Genomic DNA, 19960 nt, shown 5'->3' with positions numbered 1-19960 from the left:
GGCGCGTTTTACCTGTGGTTCTGTTTATCGGCAGCCGTGCAGCACATGGGAGGCCGCAGCGATGTATTTACGCCCGGCCGTCTGAGCCCCTTCCACCACCTCGCATAAGGGTTGTGTGCAGCGGATTTTCGCCAGCTTGACCAGCATGGGCAGGTTGACACCGGCGATCACCTCGACACCCGGTCGATCCATCATGGAAATGGCCAGATTGCTGGGTGTACCCCCAAACATGTCGGTCAGGAGGATAACACCATCCCCGGTATCCACCTGCTGGATCCCCGCCTGGATATCAGAACGCCTGCCCTCAATATCGTCATCAGGGCCGATGCACACGGTCACCACGCTGCTTTGCGCGCCAACCACATGTTCCATGGCGCGGCGCAGCTCATCCGCGAGCCGTCCATGCGTCACCAGAACCAAACCGATCATGGCATGTATTCCATTATGATGTTGTGCGGGAGAGTTCATCGGGCGCCTGTGCGCTGCCGTGCTCTTCCGGTCTTCCATTCCTATCGTCAGTGGATACTCTGGCGGCTCCCGCCTGCGGAGCATCGTCACTGATTCCTAATTCTCGATGCGTACGCAGGACGGACCAGCCCTGAGCGCGTAACTCTTCACCCAGCTTCTCCACCAGATGAACTGAACGATGCCGCCCGCCGGTACAACCAATGGCGATGGTGGCATATTTCTTTCCTTCCTGAACGAAGCGCGGCAGCAAAAGCCTCAGCAACGCATCGATCCTGTCATGGAAAGTGGCATAATCCGGGTCTGCTTCAATATAGGCCGCCACATCCCTGTCCTGACCGGTGCGCGGCTTCAGGGTGGGATCATAATGGGGGTTACGCAGAAACCGTGCGTCCAGCACCAGATCGGCCTCCCGCGGTAATCCCTTGGGATAGGCAAAGGAAATCAGGGATACGACCATTCCCTGCCCGGTTTCCTCCGGCCCATAGCGTTCGGCGATCATAGCCCTCAGCCTTGTGACCGGAAGATCGGTGGTATCAACAACCAGATCCGCCACATCCACCAGTGATGCGGTCAGGATTTCTTCAGCCCGGATACCATCCCGAACCCCCACCCCTGAAGCCAGCGGATGGCGATGGCGGGTTTCCGTATAGCGGGACAGCAGAGCCGCCGTATCAGCCCGCACGAAAACCAGATCCGCCCTGACACCGGGCAGTTGCCTCATGCGTTCCATGGCCAGGGCCAGCCCGTCCGCGGTGAACCCACGGCTGCGTGCATCCACCGCGAAAGCCAGAGGCCCTTCCCCTCGGGCCACAAGATCATGGACCAGCGGCAACGGGGGATTATCCACCGTTTCATATCCCGCATCTTCCAGAGCACGGAGGATTGTAGATTTGCCTGCGCCGGACAGGCCTGTGATCACGACCACCCTGCGGTATTGGTCAGTGCTCATACTGCTTCCTCCCGCGCGAAGGCGCCTGCCCTGCTGGCACGGCGGCCCAACGCGCATTCAAGGGCCCATTCCACACGACAGGGCGCGGAAGCAGCGCGAGGATTAATGGCAATCAAGGGAAGGTCGAGGTCAGTATCGCGGCGGGGGGATGGCAGACGTTCCTCCGTCTCCAGCGAGACAACCAGCGACAGCTTCGCCACCGGTACATAGGAAGATACCATGATCCCGAGGCCTCGGATTTCAATCAGCCCGGCCAGCGCCGCCGGAGGGCTGGCAAGACCATCGCATATATCAACCCGGTCATCAGCAACAAGCCGGAAACCGCGATCCATCAGTCGCAACAGGAGATCTGACTTGCCCGCCCCTGCCGGGCCGATAATCAGTACAGCAGAAGGCGGGAATGCCGCATCCATATCCGGCCTTGCAGCACAGCTTGCGTATCTCTGGCCCCGAAACTGCACCGATCCATTCATAGGAAGGACTTTGCAACCTTCATCGCCGTGAGGGAAGCCCGTTCCACAGTCATGCCGCTTACATATGAGGTGGACAGATCACTCTTTCGCCAGTGATCTTATCAGTTCCAGAATACGTTCCCTCACGGCCGGGTCAGTGATGCGGAAAAAGGCCTGGATCAGCTCCAACGCTTCCTGCCGCATGGTATCGCCATCGCCAAAGCCCTCTTGAGGTTCCGCGAACCCACCCAGCCGGGAGATAGCGGCTACGCCATGATTGGCGACCTCCTGCTCCGGCATTTCGTCGAAAAAGAAGCTGATCGACACATCCATGGCGCGGGCCAGATCAAATAATCTGACTGCTCCGGCCCGTAGAGTGCCTGTCTCGTATTTTTGAATCTGTGATGCGCTGATACCGATCAGATCACCCAGTTTCTGCTCGGACACACCAAGAAAAGCACGCCGAAGACGAATCCGCCTGCCCACGTGAAGATCCAGCGTATTGGGCTGATCATCTTTTTCAAAATTCTGGCCGATACCGATGTGACTTTCCGACAACTGGATAATCTGCCTTCACATTACAAAGTGGAAACCATCGAACATCATATGAACACAGATCGGTTTCAAGTCCGTTATGTTGATAGGCAATATAAAAAAATAAATCTTCCCTAAAGCCTATTACGCAACTCACCTTCCCTGGTAGTTTAGAGTGGCCACGCTCGAATTTTATGACGCCCGCAAATAATGGCCGCCAGCAGCAGCATAATCGTCAGAAGGGCGGGCACAATAAGTCCGTATCGGCTGAAAAAAGTGGGGGCTAACGGGCCTGGCAGCCTGACCAGCAGAAAACCGGCCTGACCCTGATTCATACGCGCCACCTGATGCCCGTATGCATCATAGCCCACGGTAATACCGGTATTGGCTGCTCTCATAATCGGCAGCCCTTCCTCCACCGCACGCATCCTGACAGCCGCAAGATGCTGATGGGGTCCTGTTGATTGGCCAAACCATGCATCATTGGTGATATTCACGATCCAGGCAGGGCGCTGGATCTCATTGACGATCTGTGCAGGAAAAATGGCCTCATAACAGATCAGCGGCGCAAAAGGCGGCAGACCGGGCAGGTCGAGGGTGCGTGGTCCCGGACCAGGGACAAAGCCGCCACCCGGCACCAGCTGTACCGCGAAAGGCAGCCAGCCCGGCGCAAACTCACCGCCCGGAACAAGATGCCATTTATCATAAAAATCCTGAACACCCCCCTGGCCATCCATCGCGATCAGACTGTTGCGGGGACGTCCATCTTCGCCAAACCGCACGGAGCCAATGAGGGTCGGATTGCCTTCCGCGGCCTCTGCGATGCTCTGACGCGCAGCCGCATCATCGGCCAGCAGCGCGACGCTCGCTGTTTCGGGCCAGACTACAACCACAGGATCACCAGGCATCGCCTTATGCGCGGCCTCCACACCCTCATGGGTCAAGCGCAGATAAGTGTCCCACGTTGTACGCAGGAAACGCCGGTCAAATTTCTGGCCCTGCGGAATATTCCCCTGCACCAGCACCACATTGAGGGCACTGGCCCGGTCCGGATGTTCAGACAGATGCATCCATCCCAAAGCAGCCCACACCACCATGGCACAGGCCCCTACGCCCCATGCGAAAGGACGCAGCACCGGCAGACACGCCAGAAACACTGTCAACGCCGTCACACCTGGTGTGCCAATCCAGGCAACCGGTTGGAGCATGATATCTCCGGCCAGCCCGGGGATTGCCCAAATGCTGGCCAGTGGATTCCATGGAAAGCCCGTCAACAGGAACTGGCGCAGCAGATCCATTACTGTCCATGCGGCCGCAAAGGCCAGCAGACGGGGCAGGCCACGCAGAAAACCTTTGCCGAATGCACAGGCGGCGGCAATGAACAGAGCCATCAGGGCGGACAATCCGGGCACCGCAATCGGCACGAACCACCAGTACCGAGCCGCCTCCAGCAGAATGGCTTCCGTAATCCAATACAAACCGGCGACATTCAGCCCAAAGCCGAACCAGAAACCCCGCCTGAACGCAACACGCCGATTGGCAGCCCCTCCGATCAGCGCCATCAGGGTGGGAAAGGACAGCAGAAGAACGGGAATGCAGAAAAAAGGCGGCAGGGCGAGGGCCGCAGCAGCACCGGCCAAAACCCCGGTGCCATCAGCACGCCATCCTGTCAGATCACGCAAGCGCACATACCAGCGTGCAGCGGGTCCGGCAGACGGAGAAGCAGGTACAGCCATCGCCGGCGATGCAATCAAGTCAGTGCGTCACGCAGCTGACGTTCGTAGTGGCGGTAATATTTATCCGTGATCAGATCCGTCTTGACCACAACTGCAACATCCGTGGTGTTGAATTCGGTATCGACGACTGCCCCATCACCGATAAACCCGCCCAACCGGAGATAACCCTTGATCAGGGGCGGCAGCATCGCCTGTGCCCGCCGGATATCCAGTTCAACCGGATCAAGCCGGCGCATGTCGATATACCGGCTTTCCAGTGCACGGGGGCGCAAACCCGGGGGGGCCAGATGATTGCGATAGAGATAGGTCAGTTCGGTCGATAGCGCGTCGACATTCGTACCCGGCAGGCTTGCGCAGCCGAACATCAGATCAATCTGGTGCAAAAAGATATAAGCGGCAATGCCACGCCACATCAGCTGCATGGCGGCACGCCCCCGATAATCGGAAGCAATGCAGGAGCGACCCAGTTCCAGCAGCTTGCCGGGAAATGAAGTCAGGATCGAAATGTCATATTCATTGGAGGTGTAGAAACGCCCGACTTTATGCGCATCGGCATCCTGAATCAGGCGGTATGTGCCGACAATGGCCTCCGGTCCGCTGCCGCGTTCATGGTCGATCACCAGAAGATGATCGGCGACGGGATCAAATTCATCCCGGTCCAGCCGGTCCCTGCGGATGGCGGGGGCTGGCTCTGCCCCCATTTCCTCATAAAATACCCGGTACCGCAGCGCCTGGGCCGCGATGATTTCAGACTGGCTCTCCGCAATGCGGACCCCCAGATTGCCGGCACGGAGTTCTCCGAAGCTTCGTTCGCTTCGTGTCGCAATTCCTAAGGGGGTCTCAGCGGTCATCGGCCTGACTTTCGTTTTGCAGCAGCCGTTTTCTGATCTGCGGCTGCAGGGTCGACCAGTTTCCGACCGAACAGTTCCAGACGCAGCGAAACGAGGCTGAACCCCAGCCGGGCCGCAATGGACCGCATCAGGCGTTCATGTTCCTCATCCTCGAATTCAATCACCTTACCGGTCTCGACATCGATCAGATGATAATGAGGCCCATGTTCGCTGGCCTCGTAGCGGGCACGTCCACCGCCGAAATCACGGCGGGCAAGAATGCCTTTATCCTCCAGCAGCCGTACAGTGCGATAGACCGTCGCGATGGAAATACGGGCATCAAGGGCGGAGGCACGGCGGTACAGCTCCTCCACATCCGGATGATCACTGGCTTCCGACAGGACGCGGGCGATCACACGGCGCTGGCCGGTCATTTTGAGGCCCCGCTCAACGCACATCCGCTCTATGCTGCTGCCACCCTGCCGCTCTGGCGCGTGGGGAGAATGGTTTGCCGGAGTACGGCGAACCGGAGAAGGCTCAGAAGAGCGGCGTTCCATCGGGCGGCTTCCCATCGATCCTTAACGTCCGATTGATCCCATTCAGCCCGGCCAGATCACTCAGGCAGGTTGCTGATCAGTGCGAGGTAGCCGATCAGACATGGCGTGTCGATAACCGGTATCATGACGATGCCATGAAAGACAGCCACATCACCATGCTTATAATCGCAGCATGCACAAAAAAGGCGGCCGGACATGATCCGGCCGCCTTTTCCGACTACAATTGTGCAGTTCAGTCCCGCACCCTGGGCTTGGTCCCAAGGCCGATTTTCTTGGCCAAAGAACTGCGATGCGTCGCATATTCGGGTGCCACCATGGGATAATCCGGCGGCAGGCCCCAACGCTCCCGGTATTGTTCAGGGGTCATGTTATAGACGCTCTTCAAATGCCGCTTCAGCATCTTCAGCTTCTTGCCGTCTTCCAGGCAGACGATATAATTTGGAAAAACGGATTTGCGGACAGGAACGGCAGGCTGTGGCTTTTCGACCGGAACCTGTTCCTCATGCCCGAGATTCGAGATCGCACGATAGACTTCCTGAATGAATCCAGGAAGTGATTCGGTCTGAATCGCATTATTGGAGATGTGGGCGGAAACAATCTGTGCAGTCAACGCCAGTAAATCAGCAGACGCCTCTGAATTGGACATCAAGAAACAGCCTTGTTAAAAAACAAAATGATCGCATTATTATACTTGTCAACGCTGTTTAATCAACAGGGTGTTTCTTAAAATAATGGTATCTATATGCACCAGTATGAACCATATCCCATTTCAATACCGGCAAGAACCAGCGAAACAATGACAATGCTGGATGTCACTGCGGATATATGCCCGATGACCTTCGTCCGGACCCGGATCGCACTGGACAAGCTTCCATCCGGAGCATTGCTGTCCGTGCTGACGGCCGGAGACGAAGCATCGCGTAACGTACCGCAAAGTGCCGCCGCACTCGGCCACGAAATCATCGCTATCGAACATCCGCAGCCCGGGCAGACGCGTATTCTTATTCGCCGCCAGTAATCTTTGTGCTGTCCAGAGAACGGCCCAAAGAACGGCGGAGAACCAGCGCATCGCCGCCACCATGGTAATAATGACGACGCAACCCAATCGCGCTGAAACCGAGCCGGTCATATAATGTGCGGGCCGGGAGATTGGTGGTCTCCACCTCCAGCAGCATATGCTCCGCGCCCTGTTCGGCGGCACGCTTCATGGCAGCCCGCATCAACAAACCACCTATCCCCTGCCTGCGACAATACGGTGCAACGGCAAGGGTCAGGATCTCACAGTCCTCGAAAATGGTCCGGAACAACACAAAACCCACCGGCTCAGTTGCGTGCTCACCCGCGACCGCCATCAGAGCCACAGTCCCCGGTTGCTGAAGCTGTACAATGAAAGAAGCGTCATCCCACTGCTCCTCCGGCGGAAAAGCCGCTTCATGCAGGACCGCCAATAGCGCCGCATGACCAGGACCCACCACTATCACGGCATCATGATCATCCGGCAAAGGCGCCGTCATGTCCGGGGAGCAGGACGGACTGTTCCAGCCTTGATCCGTGCTTCTTCCGCATAAACAGGCAATGCCGGGCGAGATGCTATCTCCCCGGATAAGCGTGCACGACCAACCCGATCCAGGGCCATTACATCAGGCTCCCGCATTGCACCGACACGCAGATGGAGGTCGGTCCGGCGGGACAACAACCCGGCACATGACTCTGCAGCTGCCCCCATCAGCCAGATCCGACTGCCAGGCACAGGCAATCCAGCGATTCCATCAAGCGGCACCACCCCAAAACCGGATCCATCGTTCAGATAGACGTGATCCCGCCGGGCAGGAATAACCGTCCAGAGAGTATAACCCGGCTCAGGCGGCGCCATGACGGCCAGCGCCTCGTCGACTGCAACACCAGCCAGCCTCAGCCCGGCTCCCAACGCATAGCCCTGCGCCACTGCCAAAGCTGCACGAATACCGGTAAAGCTGCCCGGACCGATGGAAGCGATGACTGCATCAGGCTGGCGACCAGCCGGATATGTCCGCTCCACCTCCTCCACAACCTCCGCAGCCAGTACCGGCAGACGTGATGCAGCATCCTGAGCCTCAGCCGAGCGACAGGCCAGCACGGTACCATCCGCTACCCATGCAACATCAGCACCGGCAGACCGGCTGTTGAAAACCAACGTGTTCATAATGGCGCCATAGCCGAATACGCAGCCGTTACCAATGCGATACCTCAGCGGCCAGCCTCGCAAATGCTTGCATGAGCAACGGGGAAAACCTGATCGTAGATCCAGTTATAAGCAAACGCATAGACGAAATAGAATCCGGAAATGCCGATATCGGTCATCAGCGCCGCCCAGAGACTCATCGACAAATACCAAGCGGTGAGCGGCAGAAACATGGCAAGCATCCCCCCCTCGAATAACGCCGCATGCAGCACGCGCACAGCCGTGTTCTTGCGAGTAGAGCCAGTCAGTCGCAGCATCACCTGGTCAAAACCAAGATTGAACAGATAAGCCCAGATCGCAGCTGTCACTGCGACAATGACGCTCAGACTACCGAAAGTCCCCGTATCCACGCCCAGTACGGCATGACCAATCGGAATCAGCAACAGAAGACCGATCACCTCGAACAGGATGGCATGCCGGATACGATCCCACGACGAACGCATGATGGTCACCATTTTCACTTCATTAAGCCCGCTGAGCAGGCGACTTGGCTCTATCTATCAGTAGAATTCAGCAGATAAAGTTAGATATTATCTGTTTTTCAGATAGGCCTGCGTTCAGCCATGGACATATCGTTTGAGCAACTGACGATTTTCGTCGCCACAGCCGAAACAGGCTCTTTTTCGGCTGCCGGGCGTCACCTGGGAAAAGCCCAGTCGGCGATCAGCACCGCGATCAGCAATATGGAAATTGATCTGGGTGTGACGCTGTTTTCACGGGCCGGGCGCACACCATCCCTGACCGAAGCCGGCACCCGGCTGCTGGCAGAGGCGCGGGTCGTGCTGGATCGTCATGCGCATTTCATCGGCGTTGCCCGCAGTCTGGAAAAACATGTCGAGACAAGGCTGGTTCTGGCCGTTGACGAATTATATCCGGAACCGGTCCTCGCACGTCTTCTGCACTCTTTTGCCGAAGCTTTCCCCAGCGTGGAACTGGAAATCCTGTTTCCATTCATGGAGGATGTGAGCCGCCTTGTTCTCGATGGTCAGGCCGATCTGGGCATTATGTGGCGGCAGGAAACGCTGCCGGCCGTGCTGGGCTTTCACACCCTTGGCTGGGTGCCGCTGCAACTGGTCTGTGCACGTGATCACCCCCTAGCGGAGCAGGTGATCGAGTGGGAAGAGCTGAAGCGACACCGGCAACTGATGGTCGCCACCCGCAGCGAAAGCGAGGAAAAGCGCCGTCTGCGCATTGCAGCCGATGTTTGGTGGGTAGAAAGCCAGTGGGTCATTCTGCAACTGGCCCGGCAGGGAATCGGCTGGGCGTTCGTCTCCGATCACATCATTGCCGCATCCAGCGCCGCCAGTGACCTCGTCATTCCGCGCCTCGCCTTCGATACGGCGGACTGGCCAGTCGCCATGGAATTAATCTGGCACAAACAGCGGCCACAGGGACCGGCGTCTCAATGGCTGGCGCAGCGGTTTATCAGCGAAAAAATCGGGGTGATGAGCACCGCTGGCTGCGGTCCCTAACTGCCACAGCTTCAAAGAGGGGGCGTTGGGTTCGGGAAGCGGCCTCCAAAAGACACTCCTCGAAGAGAGTGCCCTGCCGGGTCCCTGAAACAGTTTTGGCACGGATTTGGCACAGCGGAACAAATTGTGGCAGCGAAGGCTACTACAGCGCACACATGCTATTGATTTATCAGGGGAATTTTGGAGCGGGTGACGGGAATCGAACCCGCACAGCCAGCTTGGAAGGCTGGAACTCTACCATTGAGCTACACCCGCAGCCCTGAAACGGATTAGCGCAGGACGCGCGTCGCGTCGAGCCTTTAAACCGTGCTGTCCATCCCTGAGATATCCGGGCCTGTCGGCCCCTGAAAGATGGTGGAGGGGGTTGGATTCGAACCAACGTAGGCGTTAACCAACGGATTTACAGTCCGTCCCCTTTAGCCACTCGGGCACCCCTCCGGAGCGGGGTGCGGACTAGAGCCAAAAGGCAGCCTTGTCAACGTATCCGATACGCATTTCTGGATATTTAAAGCCCCGCGAAAGCAGATTATACCGGCGCAATGAAGCCACCTTCAAAACATACGGGCCGTGGTCGGCCCACAAAAAACGCATCCTCCGGCGGTTTTTCCCGCTCAGGACGCTCCAGCAGCGATCAGAGCGGCGGTGCCCGTCCATCGGGAGGAAAATCCTTCCGATCCCGTGAGGGGACCGCACGCAGCGAACAGGGCGGGGAATACCGCTCACGCTCCGACAAGCAGCACTTCGAGGGCAACAGGCCCACGCGTGAACAGCGATTCGCCGAGCGTGGGGAGCGCCCCTCCTATCAGGGCGGAGAACGCCCGGCAGGCGGCAAGCCCTCTTTTCGTTCCCATGATGGAGCCCCCCGATCTGGCCATCACTCCAGCGAGCGCACGGAACGGCGTCCACGTTTCGAGGCTCCCAGGGAGGAGCAGAGTTTCGGGGAACGCACGGAACGCCCCACCCGCCATCGGCAGGGCGGCGAACGACCGTCAGGAGGACGCTCTTTCCGTCCGCGTGATGGAGCCAACCGCTCCGATGAGCATGCCGAGCGCCGCCCGCGTTCCGACCATTCCAGATCGGACACCACCGCGCAGGCGCAACCGGCTGCAGAGCGTCCTTCCCGCTCCGGCGGACGGGCATTGCAGGCTCCGGTGGGCGCGGTGTGGCTGCATGGCCTGCACGCGGTTGAGGCCGCTCTGCGTAATCCGGCCCGTCGTCTCCGTCGTCTGCTGCTGACCGAAGAGGCCGAGGCAACCCTTGCCGAGCGCCTGCCACCACCCTGGGCACTGGTAGCGGAGCGCACGGAACGCGCCCATATGGATCAGTTGCTCGGTACCGAATCGGTGCATCAGGGCATTGCCCTGCTGGCGGACAAGCTGCCCTCCCCGCCGCTGGGTGAGATTCTGGCGCAGCGTCCCGGCCCGGTTCTGGTGCTGGATCAGGTCAGCGATCCTCGCAATGTCGGCGCCATTCTCCGCTCTGCCGCCGCTTTTCAGGCCTGCTGCGTCATCGTGCAGGACCGGAACGCTCCGGAAGAAAGCGGCACCATGGCCAAGGCTGCGTCCGGTGCGCTGGACCGGCTGCCGATGCTGCGCGTGGTCAACATCGCCCGTACCCTCGCGGCCCTGAAAGCCGCCGATCTATGGGTGGTCGGTCTCGATGCGGAAGGCGCCCCCTTATCCGGCCCGGCACTGGGCAAGCGCCGCGTGGCGCTGGTGATGGGTGCGGAAGGGGACGGGCTGCGTCGCCTGACGCGGGAGAGCTGCGATGAAATCGTATCCCTCGCCATGGCCGAGGGGATGGAGAGCCTGAATGTCTCCGTCGCCACCGCCATCGCTCTGTACGAAATCAGCCGGAACGGATGATCCGCTCCGGCTGAACAAGCGATCACTGACAGAGGGATGGCCAGAATAATCGGCCATCCTTCCTATCTACTCATCCGTCGTTGGTATCGCCCTTCAGATTCACCCCGACAAAGCCGATCTGGCCATTCCGCAGAATACGCAGCGCCACTGTGTTACGCTTGCTGGCCGCGTGAATGGCGGAAGCCGCCTGCGACGGGCTGGTCACGCTTGTCGTATTGACGCCTACCAACACATCGCCGGCCTTGATCCCGGCCTGCTCGGCAGCCGATCCCGGTTGCACATTGGCGATCACCGCTCCCTTGATCTCAGCGGGGATTTCAAGCTCGTTGCGCAGCTCCGGCGTCAGCGGCTGCAACGCCACACCAATCCGGCCCTGCCCGCTTTCTGCACCGGTGCCACTCTGAAGACTGGCGGTTTCCGTGGACGGCATGGCACCGATGGTCACCGCGACATCCCGCGCCGTACCGTCATGCACCACAGAAAGCGTCGCATTACTGCCCGGCTTCAGGGAGGAGACTTTCAGCGCCAGATCCCGCGGCGAGCCGACAACCTGACCATTCACAGTCTGCACCACATCACCCGGACGCAGGCTGGCTTTGAAAGCAGGGCTGTTCTCCTCAATGGAGGAAATCAATGCCCCTTTAGGTGATCCTTCCTTCGCCAGCGGCAGATTCAGCGCTGCCGCCATATCCTTGTCCACCTGCTGGGCCGTCACCCCGATAAAACCGCGCGTGACCTTGCCACCACTCTCAAGCTGGCTGACCACATTGCGAACAATGCTGGAAGGAATGGCAAAGCCGATACCCACACTGCCACCGGTCGGTGAGAAAATCGCCGTATTCACGCCGATCACCTTGCCATCCTGAGAAAACAGCGGGCCGCCCGAGTTACCCTGATTGATCGGCGCATCAACCTGAATGTAGTCGTCATAGGGGCCTGAGCCGATATCCCGTCCCCGCGCAGAGACAATCCCGGCCGTCACCGTACCGCCCAACCCGAACGGATTACCGACCGCCACCACCCATTGCCCCGGCAGAACATGGTCGCTGTCACCCAGCTCGATATACGGCAGCGGATGACCAGCCGAGACTTTCAACACCGCCAGATCAGTACGCGGGTCACGACCGACGATCGTAGCGGGAAGCTCCGTCCCGTCATCCAGAGTCACGGAGACGGTTTTCGCGTCTTTCACGACATGGTTGTTGGTGACGATCGTACCATTGGCATCGATAATGAACCCGGACCCACGCGCCTCCGCCATACGGGGGGCAGGCTGTCCACCCTCTTCAGCACCCGGACCAGCGCCCGGCATCCCGAAGGGAAGCGGCACTCCGCCCGGCATGTCCTGTGCGACCTGACGCGGCACCATTTTCACGGTAATAGAGACAACGGCAGGACGGACATGCTGCACCAGAGCAGAGAAATCACCGATCGGTGCGGCAGCAGGAACCGATTTCGTCAATTCTTCAGCCTGGGTAACATGCTCAATGCCATAGCCGGTCAATGCCGTGGCAGCCAGCAGCGCCGCCGCCAGGAACATGCGGGCGCGACGCGGGGCATGGTGCAGAATGGTGGCCGAAGCCGAATAATCGGGTGCCACATGGATTTCAGGTTGATCCTGACGAAGAGACATACAGCGAATCCTTTTTGTGTGACCGAAAGATGACAGTGAACAAAGATCAGCTTGACAATGTCGTTTTCCGGCCAATCCGGCGCCGAAAAATCTTGTGTGTCTCTTCTATGCACCACAACACGTGACAGGAACAAAGCGGCAGGGTGAAACCCTGTTCATACAGATTGATACCGTAACCAAACGTGCTCCGCCTGCATGGCAGAAATTGCGACCGCGTCTCTTGGAAAAAGGCCGCCCCGCGGCTTAACTCACATGGCAGGATCGTATGTCACGCCAAACTCCGCGTGATAACGGTTTCAATTATCTCCCGGTCTTCAAACCGGAAGCGTATCAGGCAGGATCAGATCAATCATGGTATCCAGACAGGAATACCGGGACGCGATGGCCCGGCTGGGTGCAGCCGTCAACGTCATCACGACAGCCTCTCCATCGCGCCCCGGGCAAAGGCAGGAGCGGTGCGGCTTTACCGCCTCCGCCGTGTGCAGTGTAACGGATGATCCGCCGACCCTGCTGGTCTGTATGAACCGCTCCAGCCAGCGTCATGCCACTTTCGCCCGGAACGGTATTTTGTGCGTCAACGTGCTGTCTGCGCATCAGGAAGCACTGTCCAATCTTTTTGCATCCTCCGATCATGCAGCCGATGATGCCTTTGCACAGGCCGAATGGACCACTCTGGCAACCGGCGCGCCGGTGCTGGACGGGGCGGTCGTTTCCTTTGACTGCCGCATTGCGCAGGCTACGGATGTCGGCACCCACACCGTGTTTTTCTGTGAAGTAGAGGGCATTCGTACTGGCCCATCCCATGAAGGGCTGATCTATTTCGGACGCGGCTATCACAAGATCATCAAGCTTCCCTGATCCGCCAGTCTTTCAGGATCAGCGCCAGCCGGAGAGTCGCTCCACAGCCTCTTTGACATCGCTTTCCGCACCGCAATAGCTGAAGCGCATCGTACGATGCCCGCGCGCAGCGTCGAAATCGAGTCCCGGTGTGACAGCAATGCCGAGCTCATCCAGCATACGGGTGCAGAAGGCAGCGCTGTCCCCGGTCCGGCCTGAAATATCGGCATAGATGTAGAAAGCCCCCTGTGCCTGCGACAGCCGGGCAAAACCGCAGCGGGGCAGATTGGCCAGAAGTTCCAACCGGTTGCAGCGAAAGCGGTCGAGATTCGCTTCCAGCTCTGCCGTACAGTCGAACGCCGCCAGAGCTGCACGCTGGCTGATATGCGGCGCGCTGATGAACAGATTCTGCGCCAGGCGTTCCACCGGACGAACCAGATCCTCCGGCAGCACCATCCAGCCGACCCGCCATCCGGTCATACTGAAATATTTGCTGAAACTGTTGATGACGATCGCAGAGGATGAAAAAGCCGAGGCGGTCGAAAGCGGCGTCTCATATTGCAGCCCGTGATAGATCTCGTCCGAGATCAATCTGACCCCTTCCCGCTCACACCACTCCGCCAGCGCTTTAAGCTCATCCGGCAGCAGCATTGTTCCCGCCGGATTGCAGGGGCTGGCGATGATCAGCCCATCAGGGCGTGGATCGAGCGCTTCAAGCGCCGCAAGATCGGGCTGATAGCGTGTATCAGGTCCGGTTTCGATAACAACCGGCTCCAGCCCCAGCGCCTTCAGGATATTGAGATAAGGTGGATAATAGGGTGCCGCCAATGCCACCCGATCCCCCGGATTGAACGCAGCCAGAAAAGCCAGCGGGAAAGCACCGGAAGCACCAACCGTGACCGCAATACGGGAAACAGGCACCTCAATGTCATACCAGTCACGAATATGCGCAGCGATACGCTCCCTCAGCACCGGCAGGCCGAACGCTTCGGTATAGCCGAGCGGATCACCACTCCCCAGCGCCTGCTTCGCGGCCTCGATCGCTCCGGCAGGGGCGCCGGTGGAGGGTTGACCAACCTCCATACGGATCACTCCCGGCATTCCGGGGGGCAGAGACTGCGCCCGCGCATTGGCAGCTGAAATCACATCCATGACGATGAAAGGAGGGGTCAAACCACCCCGCCCGATTTTCAGGGCCATCAGCGTGCTCCCAAGGCGACTCCCGCCCCTTTGGGATCGGTCACCCAGCCACAGCTTCCACTACTGCCTGGCAGATAGCCGGCACAGCCAATGGCATTCATCCGCGTCGGTTCCGGCAGTTTTGTCGCAATGGCTTCACGGCTGCGCAGGGCATTGGCCATCGCGGCACCAGCGGCGAGCGGGGCGCCTTCCTGACCAGATCCCGCCGTAGCCGCACGAAAGGCGTCTTTCGCAGGATTCCATGCCAGCGCCGCCGACAACAGCGGCTGCGGACCACGATCAGGCGAAGCGGCGAGCAGAATACCGGTTCCCGGCAGGACTTCCCCATTCCCGAACAGATTATTCATCGTCAGGGCACAGGAAACCGCATTGCCATCCCGATCCATGGTCACAAAACTGGTTGAGGCCGGCAGAGGCGGCAGGGCACGGCTGCTGCCAGCCCCGTTCAGAACACCTTCCACCGAGGCATGACCACTCCGCCATGCGGAAGCTGCCGCTTCCGCACGCTGTTGCGCCCGGCGCCACTGACCCGGATCAGATTGCAACAGCTTGAACGCAGCGGCAGCAGCGATCCCGCCATCGGCAGGCGGCGGCAGAAAAGCGACATTGTCCCGCCCTGCCCGCACCACCACCGGAGGCACGAGTTTGGCCTGTGATGCGTCGATCGTCAGTCTCAGGCCAAGCTTCGGAGCAGCAGCTTCAATGGCCGCTTCATAACTCTGATCGCCAAACCCACGCAGCCGTAACAGGCTGTTGGCCAGTTCGGGCTGAACCAGCTGATCGCCGATACCGGGCAGCCAGCCATTGGTACCGAACACCGCACGGCTGCCGGCATCTTCCAGCAAAGCCCCGCCAACCACTTGAAAATCCGCCGCCAACGCCGCTGAAACAGGAAAGCCGAACCGGGCCGTTTCTTCAGCTTTCAACACCAGACTGCGAAAACTCTTGCTGCCGAAACGGCTGTTGAGAAGCTGAAAGCCCTGCGCCATGGCTGGAATCGCCGCCGGACGGGAAGAACCGCCGATCTGCGATGCGGGCTGCGGCAGGAACATGATTGCCTGCGGTTCCTTCAGCCCTCCCTTGCCATCAGGGCGATAGGCCAGACAGGCACCGCCCCCGCCCAGCGACGCACGGGATGGCAGCGTAACCGTCAGCATCATGGCCAGCGCCACCGCCGCATCGGCCGCATTCCCGCCAGAAGACAGCACATCGCGCGCCACCAGGGCCGCGCGCGGCTCATCAGCGGCCACTCCGCCAACAAAACCCTTGATATAACCCGGTTGGGGACCGACAGGCTTGTCGGAGCCGAACACGAGATCGCTCATGCCGCTGACTGTCGAGCAGCCTGCCATCATCAGGGCGGCCGACAATGCGACACCCTGCCGCAGGCGGTGTGTCCACCGTAGCCGCAGGCGGTGTGTCCATCGTATCCGGGCGGAATTCACAGGCTGCGACCCCTCATGATTGATTCGGCGGCACCGCTATGATGCCGCAATCAGTCAAGGCTTAAAACAGCTTCCCGCTGCGGGCAACGCGGAGCGGGATCATAACGTCGCACCGCATGCCTGTCTGCCCCTTGGCCTGCCCCCGTGTCTGCCCCTGTGTCTGCCCTCTTGCGGCTTTCCTCCGCCAATCCTGACCTGACCGTAACTGGACGTTACCGCCCCGATCCGCCAAAGCTTGCGTATCACGGCCAATCGATAGGCCGCCACGCCCGGCTTCGGGCAGAAAAGCAGTGCAGGAAACAGCCTTATGTCCAGCCTTCCGCTCTTTTATTCCCATGCCTCGCGCCAGTCTTTGCGGCGGTATGGCCTGCTTGCCCTGCCCATCCTTGCCGGCCTGCTGCTGCCCGGTGCCGCCCGCAGCGAAACCTTCACACCGGCCCAACGCGCAGAAATCGTGAGCATCCTGCGTCAGGCCCTGGTCAAAGATCCGACCATTCTGAAAGACGCTATCACCGCCCTGCAACAGGATGAAAACAGCCGCGCCCTCTCCGCCCGGGAAGGCGCCATTGCAGCCAATGCGTCACGTCTGACCAGCGATCCGGCCGATCCCGTCGCGGGCAATCCGAAAGGGTCCACCTCGATCGTAGAATTCTATGATGTGCGCTGCCCCTATTGCCGCCGCATGGTGCCGGTCATGGATGAGCTGATCCGCAAACATCCTGAACTCCGTGTTGTCTATAAAGACATGCCGATTCTCGGCGCCAAAAGTGAACTCGGCTCCCGTGCTTTGCTGGCAGCCCAGAAACAGGGTGGCTATGTGCAGCTGCGGGCAGCCCTGATGCATGGTTCTCCCGACCTGACGCAGGAGGACATTGACCGGCAGGCCCGCACGCTGGGGCTGGATGTCGACAGACTTCACAAGGACATGCAGGACCCGGCCATCGAAAAGCGGCTGGCGGATAATATTGCTCTCGGGCGCTCGCTGGGGCTGGAAGGCACACCGGCCTATGTCATCGGGTCGAAGCTGTTTCCCGGTGCAGTCGATCTGCCGACGCTGGAAAACGCCATCGCTCCGGCAGCCCGCTGAGCCGGATTTTTTCTTCCTCCAGCAGACACAAAAAAAACCGGCCGGGACGCAATTCCCGACCGGTTCTGATTCAGGACTGACAGTAAGTTGGATCAGTCGTTGCTGGCGCGGTTACCCAGCAGGCGAAGCAGCATCATGAACAGGTTGATGAAGTTCAGATAAAGCTGAAGCGCATCGAACACCGAACGGCGAGCGGCAAAATCGCTGCCTCCCTGAGTGGCGAACTGCGCATAATCCACCTTGATACGCTGGGTGTCGTAGGCAGTCAGCCCGGTGAACACCAGCACACCAATCACGCTGATCACAAAGCCCATCATGCCGCTATGGACAAACATATTGACCACCGAGGCAATGACGATCCCGATCAGCCCCATCATCAGAAAACTGCCGAAGCGGGTCAGGTCGGAGCGCGTGGTGTAACCATACAGGCTCATCGCCGCGAATGTCGCCGCAGACACGAAGAAGGTCTGCACGATCGAGGCATTGGTATAAACCAGAAAGATATTGGTCAGGCTGGCGCCCATCGCGACACAGAGCAGCCAGAACAGCGCCTGCACTGTACCGAGGCTAAGGCGGTTGATGCCGAAGCTCAGCACCAGCACGAAAGCCAGCGGCGAAATCATGGAGATGAAGGCCAGCGCCGTGGGCTGAATGCTCACACCCTGCTCGGTCATCACCGGATGATAGAACGCATTCATCAGGCTGGTATGGGCAATGGCGTAGGCCACAATCCCTGTCAGGGCGACACCTGATGCCATCCAGTTGAACACACGCAGCATGTAGGCGCGCAGACCGGCATCCATGGATGCGGTGTCGGCGGCACCCCAGACGCCCGGGCGGACGCTGTTATCTGGACGAAAGGCCATACACGATTCTCCTGTAGACGGTCGGAACAAAGCCCGGCCATGGATCTTGATGTCACATTATCTTGTTTCAGGGCAAAAAGCGATCAAGCTCTGCGTTTATGACAAGATGTAAAAGAAACGCCTTTGACCGCCTGCCCCCCTGCATGGAAAATGAATAACCGGCCATGATCCGTCATGGTTGACCATGGCTGATGTGACCGGGCACCGTCCTGCGTTACTCTGGTCCTGCCAGCCGGATTGCCTCGCGCATGCTGCCCCCGCCACCCCTTCCCCCGGGAGAGCACCCATGAGACTGTTTGTCGGGCTTGATCTTCCCTGGATTCTGAAAGATGAACTCTACGGGATTGCCTACGGTCTGCCGGGGGCACGCTGGATTTCACCGGAAAATTACCATCTGACCCTGCGCTTCATCGGCGACGTACCGGGCCATCGCGCCGATGAGCTTGATCTGGCCCTGTCCACCTTGCGGGCACGTGGTTTCTCTCTGGTGCTGACAGGGATCGGTATTTTCGAGCGGGCCGGACGCTCCACCCTGTATGTCGGCGTGGAGAAGAATCCGCAGCTGGACCATCTTCAGAACAAGATCGAAACCGGGTTACAGCGCGTGGGCCTGCCCCCAGAACGCCGCCGCTTCATGCCCCATGTCACACTGGCACGCCTGGATGGCACGGCAGACAATCGTCTGGCTTCCTATGTCCAGAGCCATAATCTGTTCCGTACCGACCCCATCCCGGTGGAGCACTTCACCCTGTTCAGTTCTCAACTGGGCAAGGAACAGTCGGTTTACACCGTGGAAGCGGATTACGCTCTGGCATAGGGAAGTGAAGCGGCCCCTTTGGCACGTTACAGCGGATAGGCTAGAGCATGTCTTCGTTTGGCAGACAGGTGCGGCGCGGGAATGGACCTTCCACAAGATCAATATAGCCAGCTGGCGGAAACATTCCGTCTGCTGGGCGAGCCGAACCGGTTGATGATCGTCGTTGCCTGCCTCGAACAACCGCTGAATGTCGGGACGTTAGCGGAACGGACCGCGCTGAGCCAGTCGCTGGTTTCCCACCATCTGCGCCTGCTGCGGGCAGCACGGCTGCTGAAAGCGGCACGGCAGGGGCGACAGGTGTTCTATGCCATCGCCGACGGCCATGTGCGGGATATGCTGACCGCCATGATCGACCATATGATCGAGCCGCATGACGAAGAGGACGCCGAAGGAAAGCCTTTGCACGATCACGAAGATTGATCTGAAATATTCAGTGCCCTGCCTCAGTGCCGGGCGGCACCGTCGCGGGTTTTCTGCTCCAGCGCCTCGATCTGCTCATCGGTGAAGCCGAAATGATGCGCGATCTCGTGGATCAGCACGGTCCGCACCAGATCTGGCAGCGATTCCCCGCTTTCGATCCATTCCAGCAGGATCGGCTCCCGGAACAAAACGACCTGATCAGGCTCCTGCCCCCACTCTGCGATCCCGCGCTGATCGAGTGGAATCCCTTTGTAAAGCCCCGTCAACTCCCACGGGGAGGACAGGCCAAGCTCGGCCAGCATGTCGTCATCCGGTGAGTCTTCCACTGCGATGGTCAATTCCCGGATGCTGGGAAACTGACCGAGAGGAATTTCATGCAAGGCGCGTTCAGCAAGCGCCGCAATATCGTTCAGGCCGGGCGGCAAGCCATAGTCGGACATGCTGAGACTGTTTCCCAAAAGCCGGTCAAGGCATATGTGCTGGTCCGGGCGACGGGATTTGAACCCGTAAGCCATAAAGGCGTTCGATTTTAAGTCGAATGCGTATACCGTTCCGCCACGCCCGGTCCGGC

General features: G+C 59.4%; 23 protein-coding genes, 3 tRNA genes and 1 pseudogene. 7 read left to right on the top strand and 20 right to left on the bottom strand.

The genetic code is table 11. The annotated features are described in order from the left end of the window. Positions 1-24: 24 nt before the first annotated feature. The 9 genes from GBCGDNIH1_RS14410 to GBCGDNIH1_RS14375 form a co-directional block, all read right to left on the bottom strand. Positions 25-429, bottom strand: a complete 405-nt coding sequence (locus GBCGDNIH1_RS14410) for a PTS sugar transporter subunit IIA (RefSeq protein ID WP_011631104.1) — start codon at positions 427-429, stop codon at positions 25-27. A 13-nt stretch (positions 430-442) separates the two neighbouring features. After that, complete coding sequence (gene rapZ / locus GBCGDNIH1_RS14405) at positions 443-1417, bottom strand: RNase adapter RapZ (protein ID WP_011631103.1); 975 nt, start codon at positions 1415-1417, stop codon at positions 443-445. Next, entirely contained in the window at positions 1414-1830 is a 417-nt protein-coding gene (locus GBCGDNIH1_RS14400) for an HPr kinase/phosphorylase (RefSeq protein WP_038511029.1), read from the bottom strand. Before GBCGDNIH1_RS14400 ends, rapZ begins: the two co-directional genes overlap by 4 nt. Before the next feature lie 138 nt (positions 1831-1968). Next, complete coding sequence (locus GBCGDNIH1_RS14395; protein WP_011631101.1) at positions 1969-2427, bottom strand: helix-turn-helix domain-containing protein; 459 nt, start codon at positions 2425-2427, stop codon at positions 1969-1971. Positions 2428-2573: 146 nt separating this feature from the next. Continuing rightward, complete coding sequence (lnt, locus tag GBCGDNIH1_RS14390) at positions 2574-4139, bottom strand: apolipoprotein N-acyltransferase (RefSeq protein WP_050748383.1); 1566 nt, start codon at positions 4137-4139, stop codon at positions 2574-2576. A gap of 14 nt (positions 4140-4153) precedes the next feature. Continuing rightward, on the bottom strand, positions 4154-4990 hold the full coding sequence (locus GBCGDNIH1_RS14385) for a GNAT family N-acetyltransferase (protein WP_011631099.1): 837 nt from the start codon (positions 4988-4990) through the stop codon (positions 4154-4156). Further along, positions 4987-5427, bottom strand: a complete 441-nt coding sequence (locus tag GBCGDNIH1_RS14380; protein ID WP_025318155.1) for a Fur family transcriptional regulator — start codon at positions 5425-5427, stop codon at positions 4987-4989. Before GBCGDNIH1_RS14380 ends, GBCGDNIH1_RS14385 begins: the two co-directional genes overlap by 4 nt. A 155-nt stretch (positions 5428-5582) precedes the next feature. Then, positions 5583-5723 (bottom strand): hypothetical protein, encoded by a 141-nt coding sequence (locus GBCGDNIH1_RS24740; RefSeq protein ID WP_157691966.1) that lies wholly within the window; start codon positions 5721-5723, stop codon positions 5583-5585. Positions 5724-5758: 35 nt separating this feature from the next. Beyond that, positions 5759-6172, bottom strand: coding sequence for a MucR family transcriptional regulator (locus tag GBCGDNIH1_RS14375; RefSeq protein WP_025285950.1), 414 nt, complete (start codon positions 6170-6172; stop codon positions 5759-5761). 186 nt (positions 6173-6358) lie between these two features. Between GBCGDNIH1_RS14375 and GBCGDNIH1_RS14370 the strand changes: the two genes are divergently transcribed. Next, positions 6359-6544, top strand: coding sequence for a sulfurtransferase TusA family protein (locus GBCGDNIH1_RS14370; RefSeq protein WP_231130808.1), 186 nt, complete (start codon positions 6359-6361; stop codon positions 6542-6544). On the opposite strand, the gene rimI is transcribed toward GBCGDNIH1_RS14370, so the two are convergent. Genes rimI through GBCGDNIH1_RS14355 form a run of 3 tightly spaced genes read right to left on the bottom strand, consistent with a single transcriptional unit; the run spans position 6528 to position 8202 of the window. Next, complete coding sequence (gene rimI / locus GBCGDNIH1_RS14365) at positions 6528-7040, bottom strand: ribosomal protein S18-alanine N-acetyltransferase (protein WP_011631095.1); 513 nt, start codon at positions 7038-7040, stop codon at positions 6528-6530. The genes GBCGDNIH1_RS14370 and rimI overlap by 17 nt on opposite strands. Continuing rightward, positions 7037-7708, bottom strand: a complete 672-nt coding sequence (locus GBCGDNIH1_RS14360; protein ID WP_157691965.1) for a tRNA threonylcarbamoyladenosine biosynthesis protein TsaB — start codon at positions 7706-7708, stop codon at positions 7037-7039. Before GBCGDNIH1_RS14360 ends, rimI begins: the two co-directional genes overlap by 4 nt. Positions 7709-7752: 44 nt before the next feature. Continuing rightward, positions 7753-8202 carry a PACE efflux transporter gene (locus GBCGDNIH1_RS14355; RefSeq protein WP_232449670.1) on the bottom strand — a complete coding sequence of 150 codons (450 nt, stop codon included), beginning with the start codon at positions 8200-8202 and terminating at the stop codon, positions 7753-7755. 108 nt (positions 8203-8310) lie between these two features. Between GBCGDNIH1_RS14355 and GBCGDNIH1_RS14350 the strand changes: the two genes are divergently transcribed. Continuing rightward, on the top strand, positions 8311-9219 hold the full coding sequence (locus GBCGDNIH1_RS14350; protein ID WP_011631092.1) for a LysR family transcriptional regulator: 909 nt from the start codon (positions 8311-8313) through the stop codon (positions 9217-9219). A 181-nt stretch (positions 9220-9400) separates the two neighbouring features. Here GBCGDNIH1_RS14350 and GBCGDNIH1_RS14345 read toward each other — a convergent pair. Together GBCGDNIH1_RS14345 and GBCGDNIH1_RS14340 are read right to left on the bottom strand one after the other, a co-directional pair. Further along, positions 9401-9474: transfer RNA gene (locus GBCGDNIH1_RS14345), tRNA-Gly, on the bottom strand. 97 nt (positions 9475-9571) lie between these two features. Next, positions 9572-9657: transfer RNA gene (locus GBCGDNIH1_RS14340), tRNA-Tyr, on the bottom strand. A gap of 611 nt (positions 9658-10268) precedes the next feature. Between GBCGDNIH1_RS14340 and GBCGDNIH1_RS24995 the strand changes: the two are divergent. Then, positions 10269-11084 (top strand): annotated as a pseudogene (locus GBCGDNIH1_RS24995) (TrmH family RNA methyltransferase); the annotation flags it as partial. A gap of 70 nt (positions 11085-11154) precedes the next feature. Here GBCGDNIH1_RS24995 and GBCGDNIH1_RS14330 read toward each other — a convergent pair. Further along, a complete protein-coding gene (locus GBCGDNIH1_RS14330) occupies positions 11155-12624 on the bottom strand; it encodes a trypsin-like peptidase domain-containing protein (RefSeq protein WP_408874666.1) in 1470 nt (489 codons plus the stop codon). A gap of 444 nt (positions 12625-13068) precedes the next feature. Here GBCGDNIH1_RS14330 and GBCGDNIH1_RS14325 point away from each other — a divergent pair, with 444 nt between their 5' ends. Beyond that, a complete protein-coding gene (locus GBCGDNIH1_RS14325) occupies positions 13069-13575 on the top strand; it encodes a flavin reductase (protein ID WP_011631089.1) in 507 nt (168 codons plus the stop codon). Positions 13576-13593: 18 nt separating this feature from the next. On the opposite strand, the gene GBCGDNIH1_RS14320 is transcribed toward GBCGDNIH1_RS14325, so the two are convergent. Together GBCGDNIH1_RS14320 and GBCGDNIH1_RS14315 are read right to left on the bottom strand one after the other, a co-directional pair. Further along, positions 13594-14754: a pyridoxal phosphate-dependent aminotransferase gene (locus GBCGDNIH1_RS14320; RefSeq protein ID WP_011631088.1), complete on the bottom strand. Its 1161-nt coding sequence runs from the start codon at positions 14752-14754 to the stop codon at positions 13594-13596. Beyond that, positions 14754-16124 (bottom strand): gamma-glutamyltransferase, encoded by a 1371-nt coding sequence (locus GBCGDNIH1_RS14315; RefSeq protein ID WP_080504475.1) that lies wholly within the window; start codon positions 16122-16124, stop codon positions 14754-14756. Before GBCGDNIH1_RS14315 ends, GBCGDNIH1_RS14320 begins: the two co-directional genes overlap by 1 nt. A gap of 382 nt (positions 16125-16506) precedes the next feature. On the opposite strand from GBCGDNIH1_RS14315, the gene GBCGDNIH1_RS14310 reads away from it, so the two are divergent. Then, positions 16507-17286, top strand: coding sequence for a DsbA family protein (locus GBCGDNIH1_RS14310; protein WP_011631085.1), 780 nt, complete (start codon positions 16507-16509; stop codon positions 17284-17286). A 92-nt stretch (positions 17287-17378) separates the two neighbouring features. Here the strand turns inward: GBCGDNIH1_RS14310 and GBCGDNIH1_RS14305 are convergent, their stop codons facing one another. Continuing rightward, a complete protein-coding gene (locus GBCGDNIH1_RS14305; RefSeq protein WP_025285938.1) occupies positions 17379-18152 on the bottom strand; it encodes a Bax inhibitor-1/YccA family protein in 774 nt (257 codons plus the stop codon). Between the two features lie 286 nt (positions 18153-18438). Between GBCGDNIH1_RS14305 and thpR the strand changes: the two genes are divergently transcribed. Together thpR and GBCGDNIH1_RS14295 are read left to right on the top strand one after the other, a co-directional pair. Then, positions 18439-18969: an RNA 2',3'-cyclic phosphodiesterase gene (thpR, locus tag GBCGDNIH1_RS14300; RefSeq protein WP_025318148.1), complete on the top strand. Its 531-nt coding sequence runs from the start codon at positions 18439-18441 to the stop codon at positions 18967-18969. Positions 18970-19050: 81 nt separating this feature from the next. Continuing rightward, a complete protein-coding gene (locus tag GBCGDNIH1_RS14295) occupies positions 19051-19389 on the top strand; it encodes an ArsR/SmtB family transcription factor (RefSeq protein WP_025318147.1) in 339 nt (112 codons plus the stop codon). Between the two features lie 23 nt (positions 19390-19412). Here GBCGDNIH1_RS14295 and GBCGDNIH1_RS14290 read toward each other — a convergent pair whose 3' ends face one another. Next, positions 19413-19829, bottom strand: a complete 417-nt coding sequence (locus tag GBCGDNIH1_RS14290; RefSeq protein ID WP_025318146.1) for a metallopeptidase family protein — start codon at positions 19827-19829, stop codon at positions 19413-19415. A 40-nt stretch (positions 19830-19869) separates the two neighbouring features. Continuing rightward, a tRNA-Leu gene (locus GBCGDNIH1_RS14285) sits at positions 19870-19954 on the bottom strand. Between the last annotated feature and the right edge of the window lie 6 nt (positions 19955-19960).

Source organism: Granulibacter bethesdensis CGDNIH1 (assembly GCF_000014285.2).
In the GTDB taxonomy this organism is placed as follows: Bacteria; Pseudomonadota; Alphaproteobacteria; order Acetobacterales; family Acetobacteraceae; genus Granulibacter; species Granulibacter bethesdensis.
Note: the sequence above shows the minus strand (reverse complement) of the source record. Positions and strands in the feature narration are given on the sequence as shown.

Excerpts from the sequence above, each read along its gene's own strand:
- GBCGDNIH1_RS14400 (WP_038511029.1), bottom strand. The coding sequence starts at position 1,830 with ATGGATGCGGCATTCCCGCCTTCTGCTGTACTGATTATCGGCCCGGCA.
- lnt (WP_050748383.1), bottom strand. The coding sequence starts at position 4,139 with ATGGCTGTACCTGCTTCTCCGTCTGCCGGACCCGCTGCACGCTGGTAT.
- GBCGDNIH1_RS14320 (WP_011631088.1), bottom strand. The coding sequence starts at position 14,754 with ATGGCCCTGAAAATCGGGCGGGGTGGTTTGACCCCTCCTTTCATCGTC.
- GBCGDNIH1_RS14355 (WP_232449670.1), bottom strand. The coding sequence starts at position 8,202 with ATGGTGACCATCATGCGTTCGTCGTGGGATCGTATCCGGCATGCCATC.
- rapZ (WP_011631103.1), bottom strand. The coding sequence starts at position 1,417 with ATGAGCACTGACCAATACCGCAGGGTGGTCGTGATCACAGGCCTGTCC.
- GBCGDNIH1_RS14290 (WP_025318146.1), bottom strand. The coding sequence starts at position 19,829 with ATGTCCGACTATGGCTTGCCGCCCGGCCTGAACGATATTGCGGCGCTT.
- GBCGDNIH1_RS14385 (WP_011631099.1), bottom strand. The coding sequence starts at position 4,990 with ATGACCGCTGAGACCCCCTTAGGAATTGCGACACGAAGCGAACGAAGC.
- GBCGDNIH1_RS24740 (WP_157691966.1), bottom strand. The coding sequence starts at position 5,723 with ATGTCCGGCCGCCTTTTTTGTGCATGCTGCGATTATAAGCATGGTGAT.
- rimI (WP_011631095.1), bottom strand. The coding sequence starts at position 7,040 with ATGACGGCGCCTTTGCCGGATGATCATGATGCCGTGATAGTGGTGGGT.
- GBCGDNIH1_RS14370 (WP_231130808.1), top strand. The coding sequence starts at position 6,359 with ATGACCTTCGTCCGGACCCGGATCGCACTGGACAAGCTTCCATCCGGA.
- GBCGDNIH1_RS14310 (WP_011631085.1), top strand. The coding sequence starts at position 16,507 with ATGTCCAGCCTTCCGCTCTTTTATTCCCATGCCTCGCGCCAGTCTTTG.
- thpR (WP_025318148.1), top strand. The coding sequence starts at position 18,439 with ATGAGACTGTTTGTCGGGCTTGATCTTCCCTGGATTCTGAAAGATGAA.
- GBCGDNIH1_RS14305 (WP_025285938.1), bottom strand. The coding sequence starts at position 18,152 with ATGGCCTTTCGTCCAGATAACAGCGTCCGCCCGGGCGTCTGGGGTGCC.
- GBCGDNIH1_RS14325 (WP_011631089.1), top strand. The coding sequence starts at position 13,069 with ATGGTATCCAGACAGGAATACCGGGACGCGATGGCCCGGCTGGGTGCA.
- GBCGDNIH1_RS14295 (WP_025318147.1), top strand. The coding sequence starts at position 19,051 with ATGGACCTTCCACAAGATCAATATAGCCAGCTGGCGGAAACATTCCGT.
- GBCGDNIH1_RS14360 (WP_157691965.1), bottom strand. The coding sequence starts at position 7,708 with ATGAACACGTTGGTTTTCAACAGCCGGTCTGCCGGTGCTGATGTTGCA.
- GBCGDNIH1_RS14375 (WP_025285950.1), bottom strand. The coding sequence starts at position 6,172 with ATGTCCAATTCAGAGGCGTCTGCTGATTTACTGGCGTTGACTGCACAG.
- GBCGDNIH1_RS14350 (WP_011631092.1), top strand. The coding sequence starts at position 8,311 with ATGGACATATCGTTTGAGCAACTGACGATTTTCGTCGCCACAGCCGAA.
- GBCGDNIH1_RS14330 (WP_408874666.1), bottom strand. The coding sequence starts at position 12,624 with ATGTTCCTGGCGGCGGCGCTGCTGGCTGCCACGGCATTGACCGGCTAT.
- GBCGDNIH1_RS14380 (WP_025318155.1), bottom strand. The coding sequence starts at position 5,427 with ATGTGCGTTGAGCGGGGCCTCAAAATGACCGGCCAGCGCCGTGTGATC.
- GBCGDNIH1_RS14410 (WP_011631104.1), bottom strand. The coding sequence starts at position 429 with ATGATCGGTTTGGTTCTGGTGACGCATGGACGGCTCGCGGATGAGCTG.